This window comes from Pseudidiomarina atlantica, assembly GCF_000753735.1.
Lineage (GTDB): Bacteria > Pseudomonadota > Gammaproteobacteria > Enterobacterales > Alteromonadaceae > Pseudidiomarina > Pseudidiomarina atlantica.
The window spans coordinates 255,593-276,188 of record NZ_JPIN01000005.1 but is presented as its reverse complement, the minus strand read 5'-3'; the positions used below and the strand labels follow the sequence as shown (position 1 = coordinate 276,188).

Here is a 20,596-nt window from a genome sequence, read left to right as displayed (position 1 = left end):
CCTATTTAAATTGTTGGATCAAGGATTCATCAAGCTCTTCTAGTGGCTTGTTAAACAAATTTAACTTGGTTTGCAAAACGCGAGGCTCAATCTCCCACCACTGTAGTTCAAGTAATTGTTCTATCGTTCTACTGGTGAATCGTTGACCTATTTTCTTCGCTGGCACTCCACCATAAATCATATAGTCGGGCACATCCTTGGTGACGACACTTCCAGCGGCGATGATTGCTCCATTACCGATTTTCACCCCTCCGATAATAGTAACACTGGAGCCGATCCAAACATCGTGACCGATAACAGTTCGTTTGGGACTCGCATTATACGAGTCCTCTACCACCCAAGACGCTCCAGTACCATTGTTAATAGCGAAAAAAATTGGAGATGTTGAGATGAAATCTTTTGGATGTGTAGGCAAACCTATTTTCACATTGTCTGCAATAGAACAAAACTTTCCAATTTCACAGTTAACAATTCGTGATGACGCACCAATGTAACTAAAGGCACCGATTTTACTGCGTGACAATCGAGTTAGTCGACCCAACTTAACTGGATGCGCAATCTTGCTTCTGCCATCAATTAGAACAAAAAAAGAATTTCGATTAATAAAAAAGAGTCTTCTAAACAAAAAGAATTGAATCACGAAAGTGAACAGTATCCTCACGAGTCCCCCCTCGCTGTTGCTCGTTTTACAGCTTCTTTAATTGTCTCAACGGTCATCATTGGCTGTCGGTACTTCCAGTAAAACTCTTGCGCATTTCTGCCCATTTGTAAAAGTTCGCTCCTGTGTTTCTGTATCCACATGAAAAACTCCTCGATACTGCAAGAGACTTTATCTATGTATATTCCATTTTCTAAGTGCTTAATGTTAAAAATCTCGCCACCGGTAAACGCATCAGTTTGAGTTGCAAACGGAACCCCCATTCCCATCGATGAAAGGACAGAAAGTCCTGCTTGATTTGGAGAAATACAGACTAACGCTCGGTTAAACAAATGCGCAAGCTGACTTCGATCATAAATAGCCCCGTGGAGAATTACCTTGTGACCCAGCTCTTTTTCCTCTACAAAACATTTAACTTTAGAGAATTCATCACCGTCACCTACGATTTCGAAAACTGGAAGATCCTCACACCTTTTTGACGCCTGATAATAAGAATGCAGTAACTCGAGAATTCCTTTTTGCCTATAAAGTGAACCAACGAATAAAATAGAGTTTCGCGAAACGCCAAGTGCTGGCATGATTTGTCCAACATCAGTTGTGTTGTGGCAGACCCAAATTTTACTGGCTGACATTCCAAGATTTAGATGCTTCCTAACGGGATAGTCACTGTACAAAAGAACCCCTGCGCTTCTTTTTGCAAAGAAAATCCGCACAGAATCCCAACGGGATTTACTGTCAAATTTATTTTCATATGAAGCTGTAACACCAATACCCCAAAAAAGAAAAGGAGTCGAAGATATGAGCGAAGTCAACATCAAGCGTAGCCAACGTATGTCGTATAGACCAATAACACAATCAAACTTCTTAACAAAATTGCTCAAATTATCAGTGTGCCATTCAAAAGGACCTATTTTCCGAGTTGGCAAGTAAATGACATTAAAACCGTATTCCCGATCCAGTGAATTGACATCATTTACCGCTACGGTCAGTTCATACTCATCAGAAAGGGCGTTAAAAATACAGAGTCGATAAGACCATATTTTGTTATAAATGATTAGCAACTTTTTCTTTTTCACTGTCACACCGTTCATTGGAGTAATATATTCTATGAATTTACGTTGATTTTTTTGAACACTTAGTCATTGCAAAAGGCTTTTTTCGTAAATATATGCATAAAATGCTTTATCTCTCTTAACATTCTTTTCATTACGAAATGCGTTTTATTAGTAATGACGAAATAACACTGTTGTTCGACCTATATGCATATTGGGTAGTCGCCTAGAAAGCGCTAACCAGTAAACACTTTGCCCCCGCAAATATCAATATTTACGAGAGGTTATCAATCTTAAACCAAACAACCTACAAACGAAATTGATATAGTTGCAACAATATTCAATGGCCTGAGCATCATCCTAAGAATCGTACTAGATATAATGCTTGTCGGTACCTTTCTCATATATCTCGAGGACTAAGCTAATAATCGATGATTACGATATTTTCTATGAATTACCATGAACGAAATGCAGAAAATAAATATGGCCGTATGAAGATATGTTCCACTAAACATTGTCATAACAAACGGATAGAGGAAAAGCGAAAAGATCCAGATTGTATACTGATCCCTATTCTTAAACGTTTTGAGCAATAGAGCTGCTCCCACCATGAGGAATATAAATACGCCAATAATTCCAAATTGTAACCAAATCTCAAGAAATAAGTTGTGTGGGTGGAGTGTCTTATCCCGAAATCCAAAGGGTCCATAACCTATAATCGGTTGCTGCTGTATGTATTCTAACGCCCAACTATAAACCACATCGCGTCCAGAACTCCCTCTTTCTAAATCGATTGCACCATCGTCACCAATAAATTGAGTGGCGCGATCAAAGCCGGCTTGAACGAAATCATTTTCTCCAAATGTGGTTACAAAAATTATTGCAACCACAATAATCGACATTAATTTAAAGACGGTGCTCGTTAACCTTCTTGTGGTCCGAAAGTTCGTCTTGTCAGAAAAAAACAACAACACGCCCATTATAAAATATGCACCCAACAGCAAAAAAGCTCCACGACCTCCTCCGAGGATGCACGCAGTTAGACATCCGATCATTAAACAATAATTAGCTAATCTGTACCAGCTCTGAGAACTAACCCTAAACCTAAGTTGATTCGGTAAATGAAAGTTGTATATCAATAACATACCGAATGCAAAGGCACCGTAGTATGAGAGTGTTTGGTAACTCGCGCCTGCTAGACTTGCTACTCTAATCCCAGCTAAAGAAGGAAGGACTGAAAATGAAATAATACCCACCGACATAACTACGATCAAAATTTCAGATACTCTGATTAAATCTGGGAGTAAGCCAAGTTTAAGTGTTGCTGCGGCGCTTAAAAAACCTGGGAGCCCGAATAAGAGAAAGAAGATAAAAATTTCAGGAAACAATATTGTGTTAAGTGGATCGAATAAAACCCAAATCTTATGCACGGCTAAGAAAATTATTATGATTCCTAGTAGCAATGCTTCACCTTTGAGAACGCCATGCTTTACAGTCGAAAAAATATATATAATTAGACTCGACCCAGCGATTGACATGACATATATTACATAAGCCATGCTCGAATCTGAACTTTCATGTTCCAAGCCTAATAATCCCATTACAGAAAAAAATAACGGCTGCATAAAAATAGACAGCGATAAAATAACTACAACGATTCCATTTACCAAAATCTACCTCATGCGCTTGACAGTTGAGAGCTGTTTAAAGCAATAGAGTAAATGACTTTCATGAAGACAAACTTTTCAATGCAGTCATTTACGTTACACGTATTTATACACGTGATTTCTTAACCGCAGAAGAGTTCTTTGCATCCAGCCCAATCTTAATTTTGAAACTGATCTCACAAAATTTTCACTCTCTTTGTTAGAGCTTATCATTAACAATAAAGCCTCTATTATTTTCGCTTCATTATGAAATGATTTTACATGCTCTCTACATCGAACGCCATCTTCCGCTCCATTTCTTATAAGCATTCTTATGGAATGCTCAAATGATATTGTTTTATTCTTGTGTTTTTTTTCAACAGCTACATCGCAACCATCGACCATATATAAAGGGAGATATCGATTCGATGTATTAGAATAATAACTATATTCGTCCATGCTTGGAATTAAAAATGTCACGATTCCCAGCGCTGCTATTTCAAGCGCAGCTGTTCCTACTCCGTAACTGCAATTTATAGAACTGATAGCAAAGCGCCACAGTTCTTCTTTACAGAGGACTCCATAATACTTAACCTCTGTGTGTTTAGTGGTTCTAATAAAACTTTTTGCCTTACCATCTCCTATAATGTGCAAGACAACTTTGCTCTCGGGACTTTTGCGATTGAAATCTTCTACATCCTCTATTAATAGATTTAATATCTTCACCTTATCAATATCGAGCCTTGAAACCCAAAGTATATTAATTACTCCCCCGTAATCACGAATGGGCTTAGAAATTAGCGGAACATCTATCGGTATAGGAATAAATAGAGGGCGAGCATTAAGGTTGAATGCAAATTCGTTTAATTCATAATTTTTAGCACACAAAAATGAGATACACCTTGCTTTGATGCCTTCTTGTATTATATTCCTTGTTTGACTAATTGTAGGATAAAAGAGCAGATAAGGCATAACTCTACTCAATACAAAGTTTTTATATCTAAACAGAAAACCAAGCGGGAGCTGCCCAATTACATTCGATGGATGCAAATCAAAAAATATGACTTTTTGACAACGTGATAAGTCAATTTTTGTAGCTATGCTATATAAATAGCTAAATGATGTAAGGAGGATAAAATCGTCTTCATTAATGAACCTTTCAGTTTCATTATCGGTCGTACAACATCGATTAACTTTTATTCCGCTTTCGACTAAAACTTTTTCTATATATTCTTTTGTATTGGAAAATATACCTATTTGGTATCCCATTTTATCGAGAATCTTGGCAATCTTTTCAAAGAAAATTTGAGCTCCGCCAATGTGTTGTGACGGATAGTAAATAAATATTTTTTTCATTTTTTAGTCGAGTCGTGCTCTAAACACATTTCAGATTGTTATCAAAACGACTTATTATCCTTTATTGGCCAGTGAATCAACTTGAAAAAGGCAAAAAACTTCGATGCCAACTTACCATTAGATTCTATTTTTCTTAAAACTACTCTTATGCTAAAAAGCGCTGAAATTAGACTCAATAGCGGTGCTAGATAAAAAGAAACAGTTGGGCTAACTGTACTTACCCATAACAAAATAAAGCTAAGCAAGGAGAAATACCCTATCAATTCATATGATAATAGTTGGAATTTAAAGGATATTAGTTTTCGGACTGCTAAGAATGAAACTGCAAAATATATGATATAGCCGAAGAGAAATCCAATGCCGGTAATTTCTATTCCAACACTTGGCAGTAGCAACCAAACAATAGCAACAAATGTCAGACTAAAACAAACCTCAATTAATACAAAAACTCGAGCATGAGCACCAGCAATCACAGCATAGCTTAATGACCAACTAGCAATTTTAAAAATATTTCCTGCGGTCTGCCACTGTAGAAGTTCCACAGCTGGGGTGAAATCTGATGCATAAAGTAACGAAATAACCCACGGAGCCCAACCGATCAGTAAGATAAGTACGGGACCACCAATTGCGAGGCTTAATTGAGCTTGATCGTTAATCAATCTTGTTGCCGTTTCATTATTATAAATAACTTCGCTTAACCTTGGATAATAGTCCGCTCCCATCGCTCCTAGCAAAAAGCCAACATACGTAAATGATACCCCCCAAGATGCAGCAAAATAACCAGCAGCATCGAGACCTAATTCATTTGTTACAAAACCTCTGACCAAGAATACGCACCCTACGGTTGTGAGAGTTCCGACCATGAAAGCTGCCCCCATCCGAGCCATTGGCTTCCAATATGCCCAGGCATCTTTAGTATTCAACGCCAGCTTGTAAGTGTTCCCTCGATTTAGTTTGGTGGTGTAGTAGACTGCGACTACTAGGTTTGTTCCTGCTTGGATTATCAAAAACCAAACGAGTCCGTTCATGCCGATATACCAAACTGCAACTACACCGAAAAATGTGGAAGCACAGGCCCCTATCACCGTGACACGACCAAGCATGGAGATTTCTCTCATTCCTTGTAGCAAGGCGGTGTGAGCTGTCGCCAACAAAGCAAACAACGCAGAACATCCAACTATGCCTATCTCAGTAGAGTATGTATTATCCCCTGTGAACCAGATCGCTATGTACTCTCGCAACAACCAAACAATTACTAATGCAACTGTGCCTTGTATCAAATGTGCTGATAACAACACTCTACAAATTAGATACCTTCTTTCAATATCCTTTCGATTTGCTGCAATTTGACGTACGCCGCTAGAACTCATACCCAAACTAGCACCATTCACAATAATTTGCTGTAGGTTTGTAAATATTCCCAAAAGTCCGATCCCTGCAGGTCCCAACAGAAGGGCTAATATTTTTAACCTTAAAATTGACAAAAGAATATTAACTGACTGAGCAGATCCTATTATCAACATAGAGCGAAGAAGCCCTCTGGAATTTGATGAATCTTGCATCATTATTCAAACTTGTTTAGAGCACTTGCTATGCGTTCAGCTTCTTCAACTGTTAATTGGGGTCCCATTGGGATACTTAAGACTTCTTTATGAATACTCTCTGTAATAGGAAGCTCAATATTTTGGTAATATTTCATAGCTTCCTGCTTGTGCGGTGGAATAGGATAGTGAATCATCGTATTCACTCCCTCCCTCTTTAGATGAGCCTGAATCGCTGTCCTGCTCTTCGAGCGAATCACAAATAAATGCCACACATGAGATTCCTGATTTCCAGAGTATGGTAAGTCTACAAATTGGTTATTAATATTTTGAAGATAATATTGAGCGATTTTTCGGCGGCGCTCAACTTCATCGTTCAAATGTTGTAACTTCACTCTTAAAATAGCAGCTTGCATTTCATCTAATCTGCTATTAATACCTTGATATAAATTTTCATACTTTTTGTGACTCCCATAATTACCGAGCGCGCGAATAGTCTGACTCAAATCATCATCATTCGTCGAAACAGCACCAGCATCACCTAATGCACCCAAGTTCTTTCCTGGATAGAAACTGAAGCCTGCGGCGTGTCCCCAACTACCAGCTTTTCGACCATCTATACTTGCACCATGAGCTTGTGCTGCGTCTTCTAAAAGCAATAAATTAAATTCGTTGGCTAGGTTCATTAATTCCGGCATCGGACACATTTGTCCATATAGATGCACCGCCACGATAGCCTTTGTTTTGTTAGTTATGGCTCGTCTTGTTTTGTGCGGACATAAATTGAAAGTATTTTCACTAGGCTCAACTAAAACTGGTTTCAATCTATTTTCGATAATAGCGAGAATACTAGCGATATACGTGTTCGCCGGCACAATAACCTCATCGCCATCTGTCAACTTACCCATCTCTTTCCAAGCTCTAAGGGTAAGAATAAGTGCATCGAGACCATTTGCGACACCTACGCAATGACGTGTGCCACAATAGGCCGCAAACTCTTGTTCAAAAGCTGTAACTTCACTACCTTGAATGTACCATCCCGAGTCTAAAACTCGTGTCATCGCATCTATTAATTCATGTCGATAAGAGGAATTAATTTGCCTAAGATCTAAAAATGGAATCATTAATCTATATACCTCAAAATTCGCGCTGGATTACCAATTACTATGGCTTTAGGGGGAACGTTCTCGGTCACTACAGCACCAGCTCCGACCATTGCTTCACATCCAATCGTTAATCCCGGAAGAATAGTTGCATTTGCGCCGATACTAGCTTTTTTGCAGACTTTAATTCCTGAAAATTGATCAGGATACTGCTTTGAACGGGGGAATCTATCATTTGTAAATGTTACATTTGGCCCAATAAAAACATCATCTTCAATTTCTGTACCATTCCATAATTGAACTCCTGATTTGACAGTAACTCTATCGCCAATTTTTACATCTCCTTCAATCAGAGTTTGAGCACAAATATTACAGTTTCTACCTATAATGGCACCATTCATTATAACGACAAATTGCCAAATATTTGTGCCATCACCAATTTCACATTCTGCAATGTCTGCTAATGGATGAATAAACATCAAAAACTTACCTGTTTGATAAAGTTATCATAATCACGTACGTAATCTGACTCGTCATAATAGTCATCTGCAAGAACCAGTAAAACGCAATCGTCACTAAAGTCATGCATTTCGTGCCAAACCAATTGGTCTATCATTATGCCTACGGTTGGCTGACTGAGCCAAAATTCGTCACGTATTTTTCCATCATCTAGTACCATTCGGCACTTACCGGCAACACAAATTGCTACTTGTCTCAGCTTCTTGTGTGCATGATAACCTCGACTTTCACCAGAATTAGTTCCGAACAAGTAATAAACACGTTTGACATGAAACGGTATGTTTCTTTCAGACTCTAAAGCAACCAAATCACCTCTTGCATCGCCGAGAGACTTGAAATTAATAAGATTCTTAGTAGTCATTTAGTTTTCACCTACTAGTTCTAACAGATATTGACCATAGCTATTCTTACTTAACCGTTGTCCGATGGCGTATATAGCATTTTTGGTTAACCACCCTTGATTGAACGCAATCTCTTCTAAGCAAGCAACTTTGTACCCCTGCCTCTTTTCCAAAGTCTCCACGAACTGCGCAGCTTCCAGTAGGCTTTCATGTGTTCCTGTATCCAACCATGCGAATCCTCGGCCTAGAACTTCCACGTTCAGGCTTCCGAGTTCTAGATAAGCTTGGTTGACACAGGTTATTTCTAACTCACCTCTCTCTGAAGGCTTCACACGCTTGGCAATTTCTACAACATCGTTGTCGTAAAAATATAGCCCCGTTACCGCATATTGAGACTTAGGGTTTTTAGGCTTTTCTTCAATAGAAATAGCACGTTGATGGTCATCAAACTCAACGACACCAAAACGTTCTGGGTCTCGCACTGGGTATCCAAAAACAGTCGCACCTTTCTCAAGTTGTGCAGCCTTTTTTAACTTTGGACTAAACCCTTGACCATAGAAAATATTGTCACCTAAAACCAAGCAAACGCTATCATCACCAATGAATTCTTCGCCAATAATGAACGCTTGCGCTAAACCATCAGGGCTTGGTTGTTCTGCATAAGAAAGCTGAATACCAAATTGTGATCCATCACCAAGAAGCTTCTTAAAATTAGGTAAATCTTCCGGCGTCGAAATAACCAAAATTTCATGAATACCCGCAAGCATCAGCACCGATAACGGGTAATAGATCATCGGTTTGTCGTAGATCGGGAGTAGCTGCTTCGACACCCCCATGGTAATCGGATAAAGGCGTGTACCTGAGCCACCCGCCAAGACGATTCCTTTCATACGCTTTCTCCAGATAAGGCACCTAAACGTTCACGTTGATAACTGCCGTCTTGTACATGCTGACACCATTCTTGATTGGTAAGATACCATTCAACGGTCTTCCGAATCCCGGATTCAAACGTTTCTTCTGGCGTCCAATTCAATTCATTTTTAATCTTTGTCGCATCAATGGCATAACGCAGATCATGTCCTGGTCGGTCTGTTACGAAGGTAATCAAGTCTTCATAGGCATTAACGCCACTTGGCTTATTGGGCACCAATTCTTCGAGTAAGCTACAAATGGTGCGTACAACCTCGATGTTCTGCTTTTCGTTGTGACCGCCAATATTGTAGGTTTCTCCAACTTGACCCTCGGTAATTACCTTGTAAAGCGCCCGCGCGTGGTCTTCGACAAATAGCCAATCGCGTACTTGATTGCCCTTGCCATAAACCGGCAACGGTTTGCCATCAAGTGCGTTGAGTATCATTAATGGGATCAATTTCTCGGGGAAGTGATACGGCCCATAGTTGTTTGAGCAGTTCGTTACAAGCGTAGGTAAGCCGTACGTTCGCTGCCACGCTCTGACTAAGTGATCAGAGCTCGCTTTGCTCGCTGAGTAAGGAGAACTGGGTGCGTATGCTGTAGTTTCGGTAAACAGGGCATCGGTATCATCGAGATCACCGTAAACTTCATCGGTGGAAATATGATGAAAACGGAACTTAGCTTTCCGTTGCTCATCGAGCTGCGCCCAATATTTGCGAGCGACTTCTAGCAAGGTGTAGGTACCGATGATATTCGTCTCGATAAACGCAGCAGGTCCGTCAATAGACCGGTCCACGTGGCTTTCTGCTGCCAAATGCATCACTGCATCGGGTTGATGCTCGTTAAACACACGCTCAAGCGCAACAGTATCGCAAATATCGACTTGTTCGAATGCGTAACGCCCAGAGTTCGCAACATCACTCAAGCTTTCAAGGTTACCTGCGTAGGTAAGTTTATCGACATTAACAACGCTATCGTTTGTGTTCTGAATGATGTGCCGGATGACGGCGGAGCCGATGAAACCGGCACCACCAGTAACTAGTATTTTCATAGTTGGAGTTCTACTACCTTGTTAAAACTTTAGTGAAATGAGATTTCACCCAGCGCGATTGTAGGAGTTTTTATAGTGCGCTGGGGTTGGAGATATTTATATCGGATCGTCGGTGTTGCCCCGTACCAAAGGTACGAGCTACCGTTAGGCGTTATCGGATTTGTACGAATACCCGTAACTATACCCATATCCATAGCCATAATACCCACTAGCACGGCGCTCAACACCATTTAGAATCACACCACGAATATCCACACCATTCTGCGCAAAGCGCTTCACAGTGGCTTCTACTTCTTTCGCTGGGGTGTCGCCAAAGCGCGCGACCAGTAATGACGTACCTGAGTAACGACCGATAATGGCAGCGTCAGTCACCGCCAAAATCGGTGGCGTATCAATCAATACGTAGTCGTAGTATTCGTTTAGTTTGCCGAGCATTTTTTCCATGCGTGGGTGCATGAGTAGCTCCGATGGGTTCGGTGCAGCGGTACCACGTGGAATAAAGTGTAGGTTCGGTACTTTGGTTTTCTGAATAATGGTCGACAGGTTGTTTTTGTCAACGACGCCGCCGTCTGGGGTTTTATCCACGCTTGCCAAAAAGTCTGACAAGCCATAGTTGTTCTCGCCACCTAACTGGGCGTGCATGTAGCCACGGCGAATGTCACCGTCAATCACTAAGACTTTTTGCCCTGCCTGTGCCAGTACTGCGGCAAAGTTGGCGGTCACGAAACTTTTACCGACGCCTGGCGACGGGCCAGAAATCATAATCACTTTGTTTTGCGCTTCCAGCATGGCGAAGTGCAAACTAGTGCGTAAGCCACGTAAGGCTTCAATAGCGAGGTCCGACGGATCTTCCAGCGCCAAGAACGGAATATCACGCGTCGTAGCGTTCTTGCTCATCATTTTGGCAAGCTTACTGTTCATATCTTCTTGTACCGGCGACAATGGCACCGAGGCATATACGTTAATGCCAATTTCTTCGAGCTGCTCTGGCGATTCAATACCGCGATTGAGTGCTGCCATCAAGAATACATAGCCGACGCTCACCATGCCACCCAGCATGGTAGCGAGCACCACAATCAGGCTTTTCTTCGGCGCGACTGGCTGCGGATTGATTACTGCTTCGTCAAGAATACGTACGTTCCCCACGGTACCGGCTTTCAGTACGTTCAGCTCTTGCATACGATTCAACAGTTGCACGTAAATCTCTTGCGAAACTTCGACGTCACGCGCTAAGCGCAAAACTTCTTGCTGAGTTTCGGGCAAGTCGCCAACTTGGGCGTTGATTTGCTCTTGCTCTTGCAACAACTGCGCTTTTTGCTCAAGTAACGACTGGTAGGTCGGGTGCTCGCGCGTATAAAGGCGCGACAGCTCTTTCTCTTTTAGTTCTAGTTCGTTGAGGCGCTTTTCGATTTCGACCACGCGTTCCAATAACGATGCGGTTTCGATAGACAAATCCACCGATTGGCTCTGCAAACGGTAGCTATTGAGCTTGTCTTCGGCCTGCGTCAAATTCTGTCGCACGCTAGGCAACTCACGTTCAATAAATTGCAAGCTGTTCTCTGCTTCGGCGGCGTTACGACGAATATTTTGCAGCATGTATTCCTGCGCAATGGCTTGCAGAACTTGTTGCGCATAGGCGCGGTCAGGGTGTTGAATGCTGGCTGACAAAATACCGGTTTGCTTGCCACGCTCGCTGACCGACAAAGAGCCTTGCACGCTACGAATCACACCTAGGCGATTGGCTTTCACCAAGGTAAATTCTTGCGTATCGGTTAACACTGCATCGGCAATATTTAAGCTAAAACCCTTTTCAGAAGCCAAACTTCCGATGGTACCAGTAAGTAATTGCTCACCTTCGGCATCAAATAATTCGTACGCGGTGCCGTTGTCAGCAAACTCAAGCGTCAGCGGTTGTCCCTCATATCTACTTGGCACCACAAACTGACTCAGCACAACTTCGTCTCTACCCGCACTGCGACGCGCCAACCAACCGCCAATCACCGGCATGTAGTTCGGAGTGACTTTATTGGTCAACTGCAGCTGATCAACCACCGAGCCAATCACCATGCGCGACTTCATAATTTCGATTTCGGTGGCGGCTTCGCTGTCGCTGGTAAACATTTCACCGAACTCTTCGCCTAGCGCAGGCAAGCCGCTCGATTTCTTCTCGACCTGTAGCAAGGCATCAGCTTGGTAAATCGGCGTCGAGAGCACGGCGTACAATACGCCAAACACCATAAATACGAATGTGACACCGATGATCAGCCAGCGCTTGTCAATCAACAAGCCAAACAGCCGGCCGAGATCGATCTCGTCGCTGTCGCGCTCGCTGCGGATAGGAGGAGTTGGCGTGTTCACAGTTTGCTTTTCCATTCGTTACAGCTCTTCTCGATGAGTTCAAAAACGTGTTGATAAACTTCGTCACTACGACGATACGGGTCTGGAATTTCTTTACCCTGCTTGGCTGGAGCCAACCAATGGCCGAGCAGCATGGTCTTCGCCATGGCTTCGGGGTAACGTTTGCCAATGTACTGGCGGTGCTCTTGTTCCATTACGAGGATTAAGTCGTGCTGGTTTACTAATTCGCGCGTCAGTTGCTGTGCCTCGTGGCTGCCGAACTCATGGCCATTTTGTTTGGCGATCTGACGCGCTTTGGCGTCCATGTCCCAGCCCTTACCTTCGCTGTGTAGCATCGCGGTAATACCGGCGCTATCGATCTGTTTTGCAGGCAGCGCGTGTTGCAGCAGGAATTTGGCTGTGGGGCTGCGGCAGATGTTGCCGAGGCAGACGACGAGGATTCTGTTAAACATAGAGTCGTTTTTCGTTAATCGTTATTCGTTAGGGGGTGCGCGCACGCACTATCGCGTCGTTATTCGCTGTCCGTGCGGTACGCAAAATACCCACCCCGAATAACGAACAACGAATAACGAGTAACGATTTTAGTTGCTTATATCATCCGAGAAACGGCCGATGCTGTACAGGCCGGTGATCGACGGTAACAACTGGTTGATCACGCGGTTCCAGCGGCTGACTGGCGCAGCGGTGACGTACACGATATCGCGTTGCTGTAGCTCGAACTGCTCGGCCATGACTAAGGCAATGGCGTTATCGGCGTTCAGGCGATAGACCTGGGCGATTTTGCCTGAATCTGGCTCGGCTTCACGAATCACGAAAATGCCTGAGGCATCGGCGGTTGCTTCAAACAGGCCACCGGCGTCAGCTAGGGCTTCGGCTAGGGTAATGCCGCTTTGGCCAATCATGTACGATTTTGGCTGACGCACTTCGCCGAGTACGAAGACTTTGTTGTCGTCGTTGCGAGCTACGTGCACTACGTCGTTTGGTTGCAGCAAGATGTTCTGGTCGGTGTTGCCCGACTGGTACAGCTCGCGCATGTTGAAGGTTTGCGTGGTGTTACCGCGGGTCAAGGTCACTTGATTCCAGTTCGCGGCTTCGTTCATGCCACCGGCGGCGCTCACGGCTTCAATCAGGGTCATGGGTACGTTGGTCACCGGCACTGTGCCCGGCTGCTGCACCGCGCCCGTTACGTACACGCGCTGGCTACGGAAGGCCGCAACGGTCACGTCCACTTGCGGGCTTTCGATGTACTTGGCGAGGCGCTTGGTGATTTCGTCGCGGATTTCGGTCACACGCTTACCGGCCACTTCGACGGTGCCGATGTACGGGTAGAAAATGGTGCCATCGCTGTGTACCCAGTTACCCGCCTCTTCGGCGCTTCGCATGGAACCGGCTGGAATGGTCAGCTCTGGGTGATTCCACACGGTCACGTTAAGAATATCGCCACGGCCAACAATGTAGTCGTAGCTGTTGCGCGCTTGCTCAAGCGCGCTATTGAATTCTGGCTTGGTCGGTGCGGTTTGCAGCTCAGCCAATAGCATTGGCGAGATGTTGTACACGTCGACCAGCTTCATCAGCTCAGCTTCGCTGAACTCTTGCTCGTAGGCGTTGCGGTTGTCGTCGCTAAATAAGCCGCCGCTGCTGTCGTCTGGAATATGGCCGCCAGGGGCTAAGGCACAGCCACCTAGCGTGAGTGCCAGCAGTGCGACTGCGGTCAATTTGGTGTGCATGTTGTTCATGTTGTTGTTCCCCACTTAATCCTTGCCAACCGCGAAGCCACGCGCTTCGGTGGTGTCGTACAGGTTTACGCTTCGGTTCAGCATCTGCCCGCCGTCGCGAGTGATTGGATTCCAGCCGATGGTGCCGCGCGACAAGGTGTTGCGCACAAAGAACAGATCGAATGGAATGCTGATGTAGAAGCCTTTGGTAAAGCCGCCCTCGCCGTACTCCTCGCGAGAAACGTTGGTAAATGCGGCGTAAGCGCCGGCGCGCACGCCCGAATCAAATTGATGCGAGACGTCTACTTGCACGCCTTCATCGCCAGCTAAGAAGCGTCCAGCTTGTAACTTGATCAGCGTGTCCGCTATCAGTTTCGGCTGCCAGTACAAGCTGGCGTGGCCGGTTAACACGTCGTAGTCTTCAAAGCTGAAGCTGTTGTCTGGATCGCGTTGCTGCACATAGTTCAGGTCAAACCCAACCGCCCAGCGCGAATTCAATGGGCGGTAGAGGATTTCGCCACCGACGCCACCAAACATGCGCTCAAGATAACCGCCATAAAGGCTGTAATACCAGTTGGTGTCGGCTTGGTCGATGTAGGTTAGCTGGGCGTTTTGCAACCACAAGTCTTGGTTGTCAGCGTATTCCCGAATGCGGGTGCGCACGCGCGGCAATGGATTCGGCATGTCGTCAATCAGGTAGTTGAACTCATCGTAGTTGTTGATGATGTTCAAACCGACGGTGCCGTTCAGTTTCAGCTTGTTCGAGAAGTTGTAGTGGCCGTTAGCCATCAACGCCAGTTGGTAGATGTAGAAGTTTTCGGCGCCGCCGAAGGCTTGAGACAGGCTTGGCGTCAAATTGTATCCGTACCGGCGATTGGTGCCAACGCCTGTCGCGTACGCTGCGCTGTTCGTCGTTCGTACGCTGCGCTGTTCGTCGTTCGGGGTGTTGTATGCGCGATCGGTGGTGCGGTACACATTGCTAAGGGTGATGGCGTCATCTTCTTCGCGGTAGAAGCGTTCGGCGCGGGCGGCGGATTTGTAGTACGGTGCGTTGATGTTGTACTGCACGATGTCGACTCCGTCATTGGTTTCGGCAATCGCATAACGCTGGATGTTCTCGGGCAGCTCATTACTTAAAATCCGGGCGGCTTTTGCGACGGCTTCTTCGCGGTCGCGATAGCGCGTTTGCTCGGCGTACAAAGTGACTTCTTGTTCATTCGCCTGCACTTCTTGCACGCGGAAGCCGGTTTCGTTCAGCAAGTCTTGGCTTAAGCGCTGTAAGTCTACGTCGTTGAAGTTGCCAGCAGTGCTGTAGCGCGCGTCTCTGAGCGGTGGCTCGGTTTTCACCTGATACGCGGTGGCAAGGTTATAGCGGAAGCTAAATCCAAAGGTCATGGTGTTGCCGCGCTGATAACCCAGCTTCAAATTCAAGAAATCGTTGAGCTCGTACTCGGCACCGAAGTTCCAGAAGCTGTCTTGCACGATGACGCGTGGATTCTCTGGGTCAATCGGATTCGGGTTGCGTTCGCGGCTGTAATCGTTCGGGTCGTATTCGGCTTTAATACGCAGGCCATCAAGTGGCGTCTGCCATTCCACACCACCAAAGGTTGCCGCAGGGCCTTTGAACATTTTGTCCCATTCGACGTCACCGCCACCTGGGGTGCTGCCGCGCTTACGCACACAGAACTCGTCGGTGATTTCGCAGAACGGGTTGTAGGCGTTGTCGCGTACGCCCAGGTAGCCAAAGCCGAGGCCTAAATGGAAGTCGAAGGTGCCTAAATGTTCCGTGGTCAATGCTTTGCTGGCGACAAAGTATTCACCACCGAACAATCCGGTGCCGCCTAAGTCTCGTAATCCGACCGCGACTTCAGGTAACCACTTGGATTCTTCATAAAGGCGGAATTTTAAGTCGAAGCCTTTATCTTTTAGGGTTTGGTCGCCACTGAATTCTTCGACGTCACTGTAGAAGTTGTAACGCAAGTCGGTGTAACGCGCGGTCGCTTCCAGCCAGTCGAACACTTGCAAAGTGATGCTGGTGCGGCGGTAATCGTCAGTGTCGGAATAACCGATCGTAATGTGCCCTTCACTATTCATCCGCGCAGTTGGCGTTTGCAACAAGCCGACGCCACCGAAATCGCTGGTGGTGTATGGGTCGGGATCGCTTGAGTTCGCAAAGTAAGCATCTTGCGCGTTGGCTTGCACGCTGTAAGTTGCAACTATGGCAGCAATGGTTAGCGCAAGGTGTTTTTGTTTAACCATCATTGCGTCCCTGCCTGTTGCTCGGCTTGCGCGGCGCGCGAATAATCCCAGTGCTGCAAAAACATCGCCAGTTGGCTGTTGATGCTCCGAAAGCCCGGCGGCAACAAGTCTTGCTGAATGCCGGTAAAGACAATGCCCGGCTGGCCATCGGTCAACTGCTCGTGCGGCAATAACTGGCGGATATCGCCATTCGGTTGAATCAACCAACGCTCGCTTTGCGTGGCGTCGAGGCCACTCACGCCTAATTCATTGCGCTGTGCTGCGGCGACCACAATTTGATAGTCGGCTTCGGCGTCATAGCCGTTCAGCATCGGATTCTCTGCCAAGGTCAAACGCATCTGCGCCGGGTCAATGCCGTGCACGTAACTGGCGCGCAGCGGCCACTGCTGAAATTGTTGCACCAACTGGTCGGCGGCGTTGGCCAGCTCGGTGTGTTGGTCATGGCGATAAGTTTCGGCGAGCATGCGTAAATGCTTGAGCATACCGGCATGGCGCTTGGCAAAGCGTTCATCGAGATTGTCGCTGTGAATGCGCAGACCTGGCCAATAGCTATCGGGGTAGAATTCTTGCGGCATCGCTTCGACGAATTGACGCAAGCGCGGTGCTTGGCCGTTGCTGAGCGTCTGCACCGGTAGATTCAAGCGCGTGGTCTGCGGTGCGGTTGAAGGCTCATTCGGCTGCGCTAGATTGACCATTTCGAGTTCGACATATCCCAGTGCTGGGCTGACCCACTGGCGACTGCTGATCACGTACTTACCGTCGCTGCTGAGGCGATAGCTATTATTGAATTCGTAGGTTGCTCGTGGCTCACCTAAGTCAGAACCTGCGACATATTCTGTCGCAAGTCCGGTTTCGCTGATATCACGCCCACTGCGCGTCAAAGTCGATCGCAATTGTAAGCTGACGATTTCGTGCTGCGGTTTGAGTGGGTTGAAATTGCGAACGGGGCGTTCAATTTGGATGCTGCGTTGCCATTCGCGGTCGCAGTCATTTTGCTGAGACTGCTGTTGATGCAGATAACAGGCTAATGGGTCGTTACTGAGGTTATCAGTGTGGATGCGGTTCTCGCCTTCGAGGCGACTGGTGCGGATCACCCGCCCTTGCCACAAGGTCAAGGCTTCGTTGCTTGCCGAAACCCAATATTGCCCATGCGGCTGGGTGGCGGCTAAGCCAAGAATAGTACGTGGTGCATCGCCTATCTGCACGTAGGTGACCGGAAAGCGGACCTGCTGCAAAGTGGCTAAATCTGGGGCTTCGGCTGCGTCAGCAAACAAAAACTGCAACGACTCGGTCGCTGCAGTTGTTCTTGAGTCTTCTTGTGAGCTGAAAACCGAACAGCCCGACAGCCCAAGCAGGGCTGCCGTGATTAACAATCCACGCATTGGAGTGCGTGTCACTCGGCTAGGTTTTAGTTAGCTGGAGCGTTGGTAACTGTTACTACGTTGTCGTCGTCATCGCTAGCTACAACTACAACGATCATGCCGATGGCTGCGGCTGCGGCAACAGCGGCTGCGTAAGTCATTTGTACGCCACCGATGCTTACCATTTGGTCAGCTGCCATTTCGTCTTGCATTACTGGGGCTGGAGCTGGTTTTGGTTCTGGCTTCGGCTCTGGGTTAGCTGCTGCAGTTGCGCTGAATGCGAAAGCTGCTGCGGCTGCGATTGCGGTGAATTTGTTCATGGGTAACTCCTTGTTACGAGATTGTATGGTCAAATAGTAGCCCGTAGTTCTACTACGGGTCAAATTATCATTCGGATATTTACATTTGTGGGACAACCATCACCGTCCAGGCACGCTACCGCCCCTAGGGTTGCCGCTCCTAAATGCGCCCGCGCCTGCGGTTAAACTGATTTTATGCGCGAATTATCGCACTTATGGGTACAAGACTCCACGTTTGCTTAACGTTTTTCTAGCGTCTTATGTCTGACAGCTCAAATTCTGCGCGAATCTGCTTATTCAAGAAGTCGAGCAGAACGATGCAACGTGACGGTCCATCAAGTTTGATGATCTCGGCGAACAGCCCAGCGAATGGGCCTGCAGCGATTTCGACTTTATCACCCACCTGCGGCACAGCCTGTCGCATAGCCTCTTGTACTGCCGGCGACTGGTCGTCAATGTTTAACATTTGCGTAACAAGTGCATCTGAAATCCGAGCAGGTGCGTCACCAAATTTGACGATTTTGCTCACACCAAAGGTACTACGGATTCTATGAAAGTTTTGTGAATAATCCCCAGCCTTTACGAAAATATAACCTGGGAACATGGGTTCGGTGACGGGTGTGCGTTTGCCGCGCCGAATTCGCTCGAGGTTGAGCATCGGCAGCGCTACTTCCAGCGCTTGATTTTCGAGGTTGGCTCGTGCCCGTAGCTCCTGCTTCGGTTTGGTCTGCACAAGATACCAACTATGCGGCGTCGGTTCTGACATTCGAATCCCTGAATCTACTAATGACTGCGTACGCAGCTATTGTGCATCAACGCGCAAGCGCGTTCAACCGTTGGTTATATGCGCGTGGTGAAGGGTTGGATGGCTAGGTAGTGGATTTGGCGCAACATGCGCAATTCGCCGGGCGAGGCGCCGGCAGCTTCAACTTCAGCGATAAGCGTCAAGGAGTGCTCGCCAATGCTCGCAGCGAGCCGGTCGATTTCGCGCGCAGCAATAGCGCGAGAAAGTCCCAGCTTTTCGCCCGCCGCAAGTAAATCGGCGCGGGTCACATCACCGAAGTAACGCGCGTTCCCCAGCGGCTGCGAGAGCTCAGCGTGCTCATGCTCTCCCACCCGCTCGTAAATCACCGTTGATAGCAAATCATAATGCGGAAGCAAGCCAATCCCCCGTGGCGAATAGCTGAACGACAGATTCTTCAAATGCGCATCGCCATTACCCACGAAGTAGTTGAAGACTAACCACCGATACAATGCCAGCGCCGTTGCCGCTTTCGCTCGACTCGCTTCAACTAATATGCGCAGGGTTGCAACCGTACTATCACGATATTTACGATAGGCGGCCATACCTAACAACTGGCAGGCGTCGAGCACATGTACGCGCTGCTGTTGCGGAAACTTACCGCTACGGTCAAAGCGGCGCACTAGGTAGCAGGCCTCAGGCACATAGCGCACCGGCTCGACATGCGCTACGTTTAGGCCACAGCGGTCAGCTAACGTCATGGTGAACCACTCGTTACGCACGGTGAACCAATAATCGTCGCGGCGTTCATGTTCTGGCTTGAGAATATGAGTCGACGGCGTTTGTCCGATGGGTTCGTAGAGTTGTCCGTCGGCATCTAACACCACCAACATCTTATGCTGCGCGCCAGCAAGCGACATACGTTTGCGTTCGCGCTTATTCATTGGCGCGCGCGGCAACTCCCGAATCCGTTGACTGAGTTCAGCGTGAGAGAGTTTTGCAACTGACGCCGCGGCGAATGTTTCGCCCTCGTGCAAAAGCGTGATTGCACCGGCGGATTCGCCGCCAACCAGCTCCAGTAGTGCAAAAGCATCGTCGACACTTACGCGTGCCTCTTTAGCGAGCAGGGCGCGTGCCATTTCCTCCGGGAGCAGATTATCGAAAAACCATTGCACTGGGCGCTCGCTGCCGCTGTCGATAATGGGTTCGGCTTGCAATGGTAGACTCGGCGCTAAGGCATAGTTATACGCGTGGTTGAGCCATCTATCGGTGTATTCGAGTCGCCATAAGCCGTTGTTTTCAAATAAATTGGCGACGTGATCGGTGTTAATCAACACCTGCAGTTTGCGCTCAGTCGTCATGACTGCTTATCTCGTCTGGAATATCCAAATACACTTGGATGCCCAAGGCATCGAGCATTTGTAAGGCTTTCTCGAGATGCACAGTAGGTTTACCATTTTCGAATTGGCTGACAAAAGTGATGCCACAATTGGCAAAGGCACCTGCCGTGGTTTGATCAAGCTGCTGCGCTTTGCGCACGCGCCGCGCCCACTCACCTATGGCTTTTGCATCAGCGACCTGTACTTTCATGACTGGCTCCAAATTTATGCGATTGCATGAATTTAGTTAGGCTTCTGCCGTATGTCAAGGTTGTTTATGCGAACGCGTTAATTTAGTGATGGG

General features: G+C 46.6%; 19 protein-coding genes. All 19 read right to left on the bottom strand.

Annotated features, from left to right (window positions below; translation table 11 throughout):
- Position 1: 1 nt before the first annotated feature.
- Positions 2–640, bottom strand: a complete 639-nt coding sequence (locus IDAT_RS05875) for a CatB-related O-acetyltransferase (RefSeq protein WP_051986610.1) — start codon at positions 638–640, stop codon at positions 2–4.
- Between the two features lie 17 nt (positions 641–657).
- Positions 658–1,734 (bottom strand): glycosyltransferase, encoded by a 1,077-nt coding sequence (locus tag IDAT_RS05870; RefSeq protein WP_162178391.1) that lies wholly within the window; start codon positions 1,732–1,734, stop codon positions 658–660.
- Between the two features lie 392 nt (positions 1,735–2,126).
- The gene (locus tag IDAT_RS05865; protein ID WP_156099486.1) at positions 2,127–3,380 is read right to left on the bottom strand and encodes an O-antigen ligase family protein; all 1,254 of its coding nucleotides are present in this window, start codon (positions 3,378–3,380) and stop codon (positions 2,127–2,129) included.
- A 93-nt stretch (positions 3,381–3,473) separates the two neighbouring features.
- On the bottom strand, positions 3,474–4,712 hold the full coding sequence (locus tag IDAT_RS05860) for a glycosyltransferase family protein (protein WP_034731756.1): 1,239 nt from the start codon (positions 4,710–4,712) through the stop codon (positions 3,474–3,476).
- A gap of 41 nt (positions 4,713–4,753) precedes the next feature.
- Positions 4,754–6,277: an O-antigen translocase gene (locus tag IDAT_RS05855; protein WP_051986605.1), complete on the bottom strand. Its 1,524-nt coding sequence runs from the start codon at positions 6,275–6,277 to the stop codon at positions 4,754–4,756.
- Positions 6,277–7,377 (bottom strand): DegT/DnrJ/EryC1/StrS family aminotransferase, encoded by a 1,101-nt coding sequence (locus IDAT_RS05850; RefSeq protein WP_034731751.1) that lies wholly within the window; start codon positions 7,375–7,377, stop codon positions 6,277–6,279. Before IDAT_RS05850 ends, IDAT_RS05855 begins: the two co-directional genes overlap by 1 nt.
- Positions 7,377–7,835, bottom strand: a complete 459-nt coding sequence (locus IDAT_RS05845) for an acyltransferase (protein ID WP_034731748.1) — start codon at positions 7,833–7,835, stop codon at positions 7,377–7,379. The genes IDAT_RS05850 and IDAT_RS05845 overlap by 1 nt, the downstream gene beginning before the upstream one ends.
- Positions 7,835–8,236: a sugar 3,4-ketoisomerase gene (locus IDAT_RS05840; protein ID WP_034731745.1), complete on the bottom strand. Its 402-nt coding sequence runs from the start codon at positions 8,234–8,236 to the stop codon at positions 7,835–7,837. Before IDAT_RS05840 ends, IDAT_RS05845 begins: the two co-directional genes overlap by 1 nt.
- On the bottom strand, positions 8,237–9,106 hold the full coding sequence (gene rfbA, locus IDAT_RS05835) for a glucose-1-phosphate thymidylyltransferase RfbA (protein ID WP_034731742.1): 870 nt from the start codon (positions 9,104–9,106) through the stop codon (positions 8,237–8,239). It abuts the gene before it with no gap.
- Positions 9,103–10,179, bottom strand: coding sequence for a dTDP-glucose 4,6-dehydratase (gene rfbB / locus IDAT_RS05830; RefSeq protein WP_034731740.1), 1,077 nt, complete (start codon positions 10,177–10,179; stop codon positions 9,103–9,105). Before rfbB ends, rfbA begins: the two co-directional genes overlap by 4 nt.
- Before the next feature lie 144 nt (positions 10,180–10,323).
- Positions 10,324–12,552 (bottom strand): polysaccharide biosynthesis tyrosine autokinase, encoded by a 2,229-nt coding sequence (locus tag IDAT_RS05825; RefSeq protein WP_051986604.1) that lies wholly within the window; start codon positions 12,550–12,552, stop codon positions 10,324–10,326.
- Complete coding sequence (locus tag IDAT_RS05820) at positions 12,534–12,989, bottom strand: low molecular weight protein-tyrosine-phosphatase (protein ID WP_034731738.1); 456 nt, start codon at positions 12,987–12,989, stop codon at positions 12,534–12,536. The genes IDAT_RS05825 and IDAT_RS05820 overlap by 19 nt, the downstream gene beginning before the upstream one ends.
- A gap of 129 nt (positions 12,990–13,118) precedes the next feature.
- Complete coding sequence (locus IDAT_RS05815; RefSeq protein WP_034731735.1) at positions 13,119–14,273, bottom strand: polysaccharide export protein; 1,155 nt, start codon at positions 14,271–14,273, stop codon at positions 13,119–13,121.
- 15 nt (positions 14,274–14,288) lie between these two features.
- Complete coding sequence (locus IDAT_RS05810; protein WP_034731731.1) at positions 14,289–16,514, bottom strand: YjbH domain-containing protein; 2,226 nt, start codon at positions 16,512–16,514, stop codon at positions 14,289–14,291.
- Positions 16,511–17,893 (bottom strand): YjbF family lipoprotein, encoded by a 1,383-nt coding sequence (locus tag IDAT_RS05805; protein WP_034731723.1) that lies wholly within the window; start codon positions 17,891–17,893, stop codon positions 16,511–16,513. The genes IDAT_RS05810 and IDAT_RS05805 overlap by 4 nt, the downstream gene beginning before the upstream one ends.
- 26 nt (positions 17,894–17,919) lie before the next feature.
- Positions 17,920–18,192, bottom strand: coding sequence for a hypothetical protein (locus tag IDAT_RS05800; RefSeq protein ID WP_034731722.1), 273 nt, complete (start codon positions 18,190–18,192; stop codon positions 17,920–17,922).
- A 229-nt stretch (positions 18,193–18,421) separates the two neighbouring features.
- Positions 18,422–18,937: a transcription/translation regulatory transformer protein RfaH gene (gene rfaH / locus IDAT_RS05795; protein ID WP_034731719.1), complete on the bottom strand. Its 516-nt coding sequence runs from the start codon at positions 18,935–18,937 to the stop codon at positions 18,422–18,424.
- 74 nt (positions 18,938–19,011) lie between these two features.
- A complete protein-coding gene (locus IDAT_RS05790; RefSeq protein WP_034731716.1) occupies positions 19,012–20,274 on the bottom strand; it encodes a HipA domain-containing protein in 1,263 nt (420 codons plus the stop codon).
- Entirely contained in the window at positions 20,264–20,503 is a 240-nt protein-coding gene (locus tag IDAT_RS05785; RefSeq protein WP_034731714.1) for a helix-turn-helix domain-containing protein, read from the bottom strand. Before IDAT_RS05785 ends, IDAT_RS05790 begins: the two co-directional genes overlap by 11 nt.
- Positions 20,504–20,596 lie beyond the last annotated feature (93 nt).

Coding starts and splice junctions, on each gene's coding strand:
- IDAT_RS05805 (WP_034731723.1), bottom strand. CDS start 17,893: ATGCGTGGATTGTTAATCACGGCAGCCCTGCTTGGGCTGTCGGGCTGT.
- rfbA (WP_034731742.1), bottom strand. CDS start 9,106: ATGAAAGGAATCGTCTTGGCGGGTGGCTCAGGTACACGCCTTTATCCG.
- IDAT_RS05815 (WP_034731735.1), bottom strand. CDS start 14,273: ATGAACAACATGCACACCAAATTGACCGCAGTCGCACTGCTGGCACTC.
- IDAT_RS05850 (WP_034731751.1), bottom strand. CDS start 7,377: ATGATTCCATTTTTAGATCTTAGGCAAATTAATTCCTCTTATCGACAT.
- IDAT_RS05860 (WP_034731756.1), bottom strand. CDS start 4,712: ATGAAAAAAATATTTATTTACTATCCGTCACAACACATTGGCGGAGCT.
- IDAT_RS05820 (WP_034731738.1), bottom strand. CDS start 12,989: ATGTTTAACAGAATCCTCGTCGTCTGCCTCGGCAACATCTGCCGCAGC.
- IDAT_RS05790 (WP_034731716.1), bottom strand. CDS start 20,274: ATGACGACTGAGCGCAAACTGCAGGTGTTGATTAACACCGATCACGTC.
- IDAT_RS05810 (WP_034731731.1), bottom strand. CDS start 16,514: ATGATGGTTAAACAAAAACACCTTGCGCTAACCATTGCTGCCATAGTT.
- IDAT_RS05825 (WP_051986604.1), bottom strand. CDS start 12,552: ATGGAAAAGCAAACTGTGAACACGCCAACTCCTCCTATCCGCAGCGAG.
- IDAT_RS05840 (WP_034731745.1), bottom strand. CDS start 8,236: ATGACTACTAAGAATCTTATTAATTTCAAGTCTCTCGGCGATGCAAGA.
- IDAT_RS05785 (WP_034731714.1), bottom strand. CDS start 20,503: ATGAAAGTACAGGTCGCTGATGCAAAAGCCATAGGTGAGTGGGCGCGG.
- IDAT_RS05855 (WP_051986605.1), bottom strand. CDS start 6,277: ATGATGCAAGATTCATCAAATTCCAGAGGGCTTCTTCGCTCTATGTTG.
- rfbB (WP_034731740.1), bottom strand. CDS start 10,179: ATGAAAATACTAGTTACTGGTGGTGCCGGTTTCATCGGCTCCGCCGTC.
- IDAT_RS05800 (WP_034731722.1), bottom strand. CDS start 18,192: ATGAACAAATTCACCGCAATCGCAGCCGCAGCAGCTTTCGCATTCAGC.
- rfaH (WP_034731719.1), bottom strand. CDS start 18,937: ATGTCAGAACCGACGCCGCATAGTTGGTATCTTGTGCAGACCAAACCG.
- IDAT_RS05845 (WP_034731748.1), bottom strand. CDS start 7,835: ATGTTTATTCATCCATTAGCAGACATTGCAGAATGTGAAATTGGTGAT.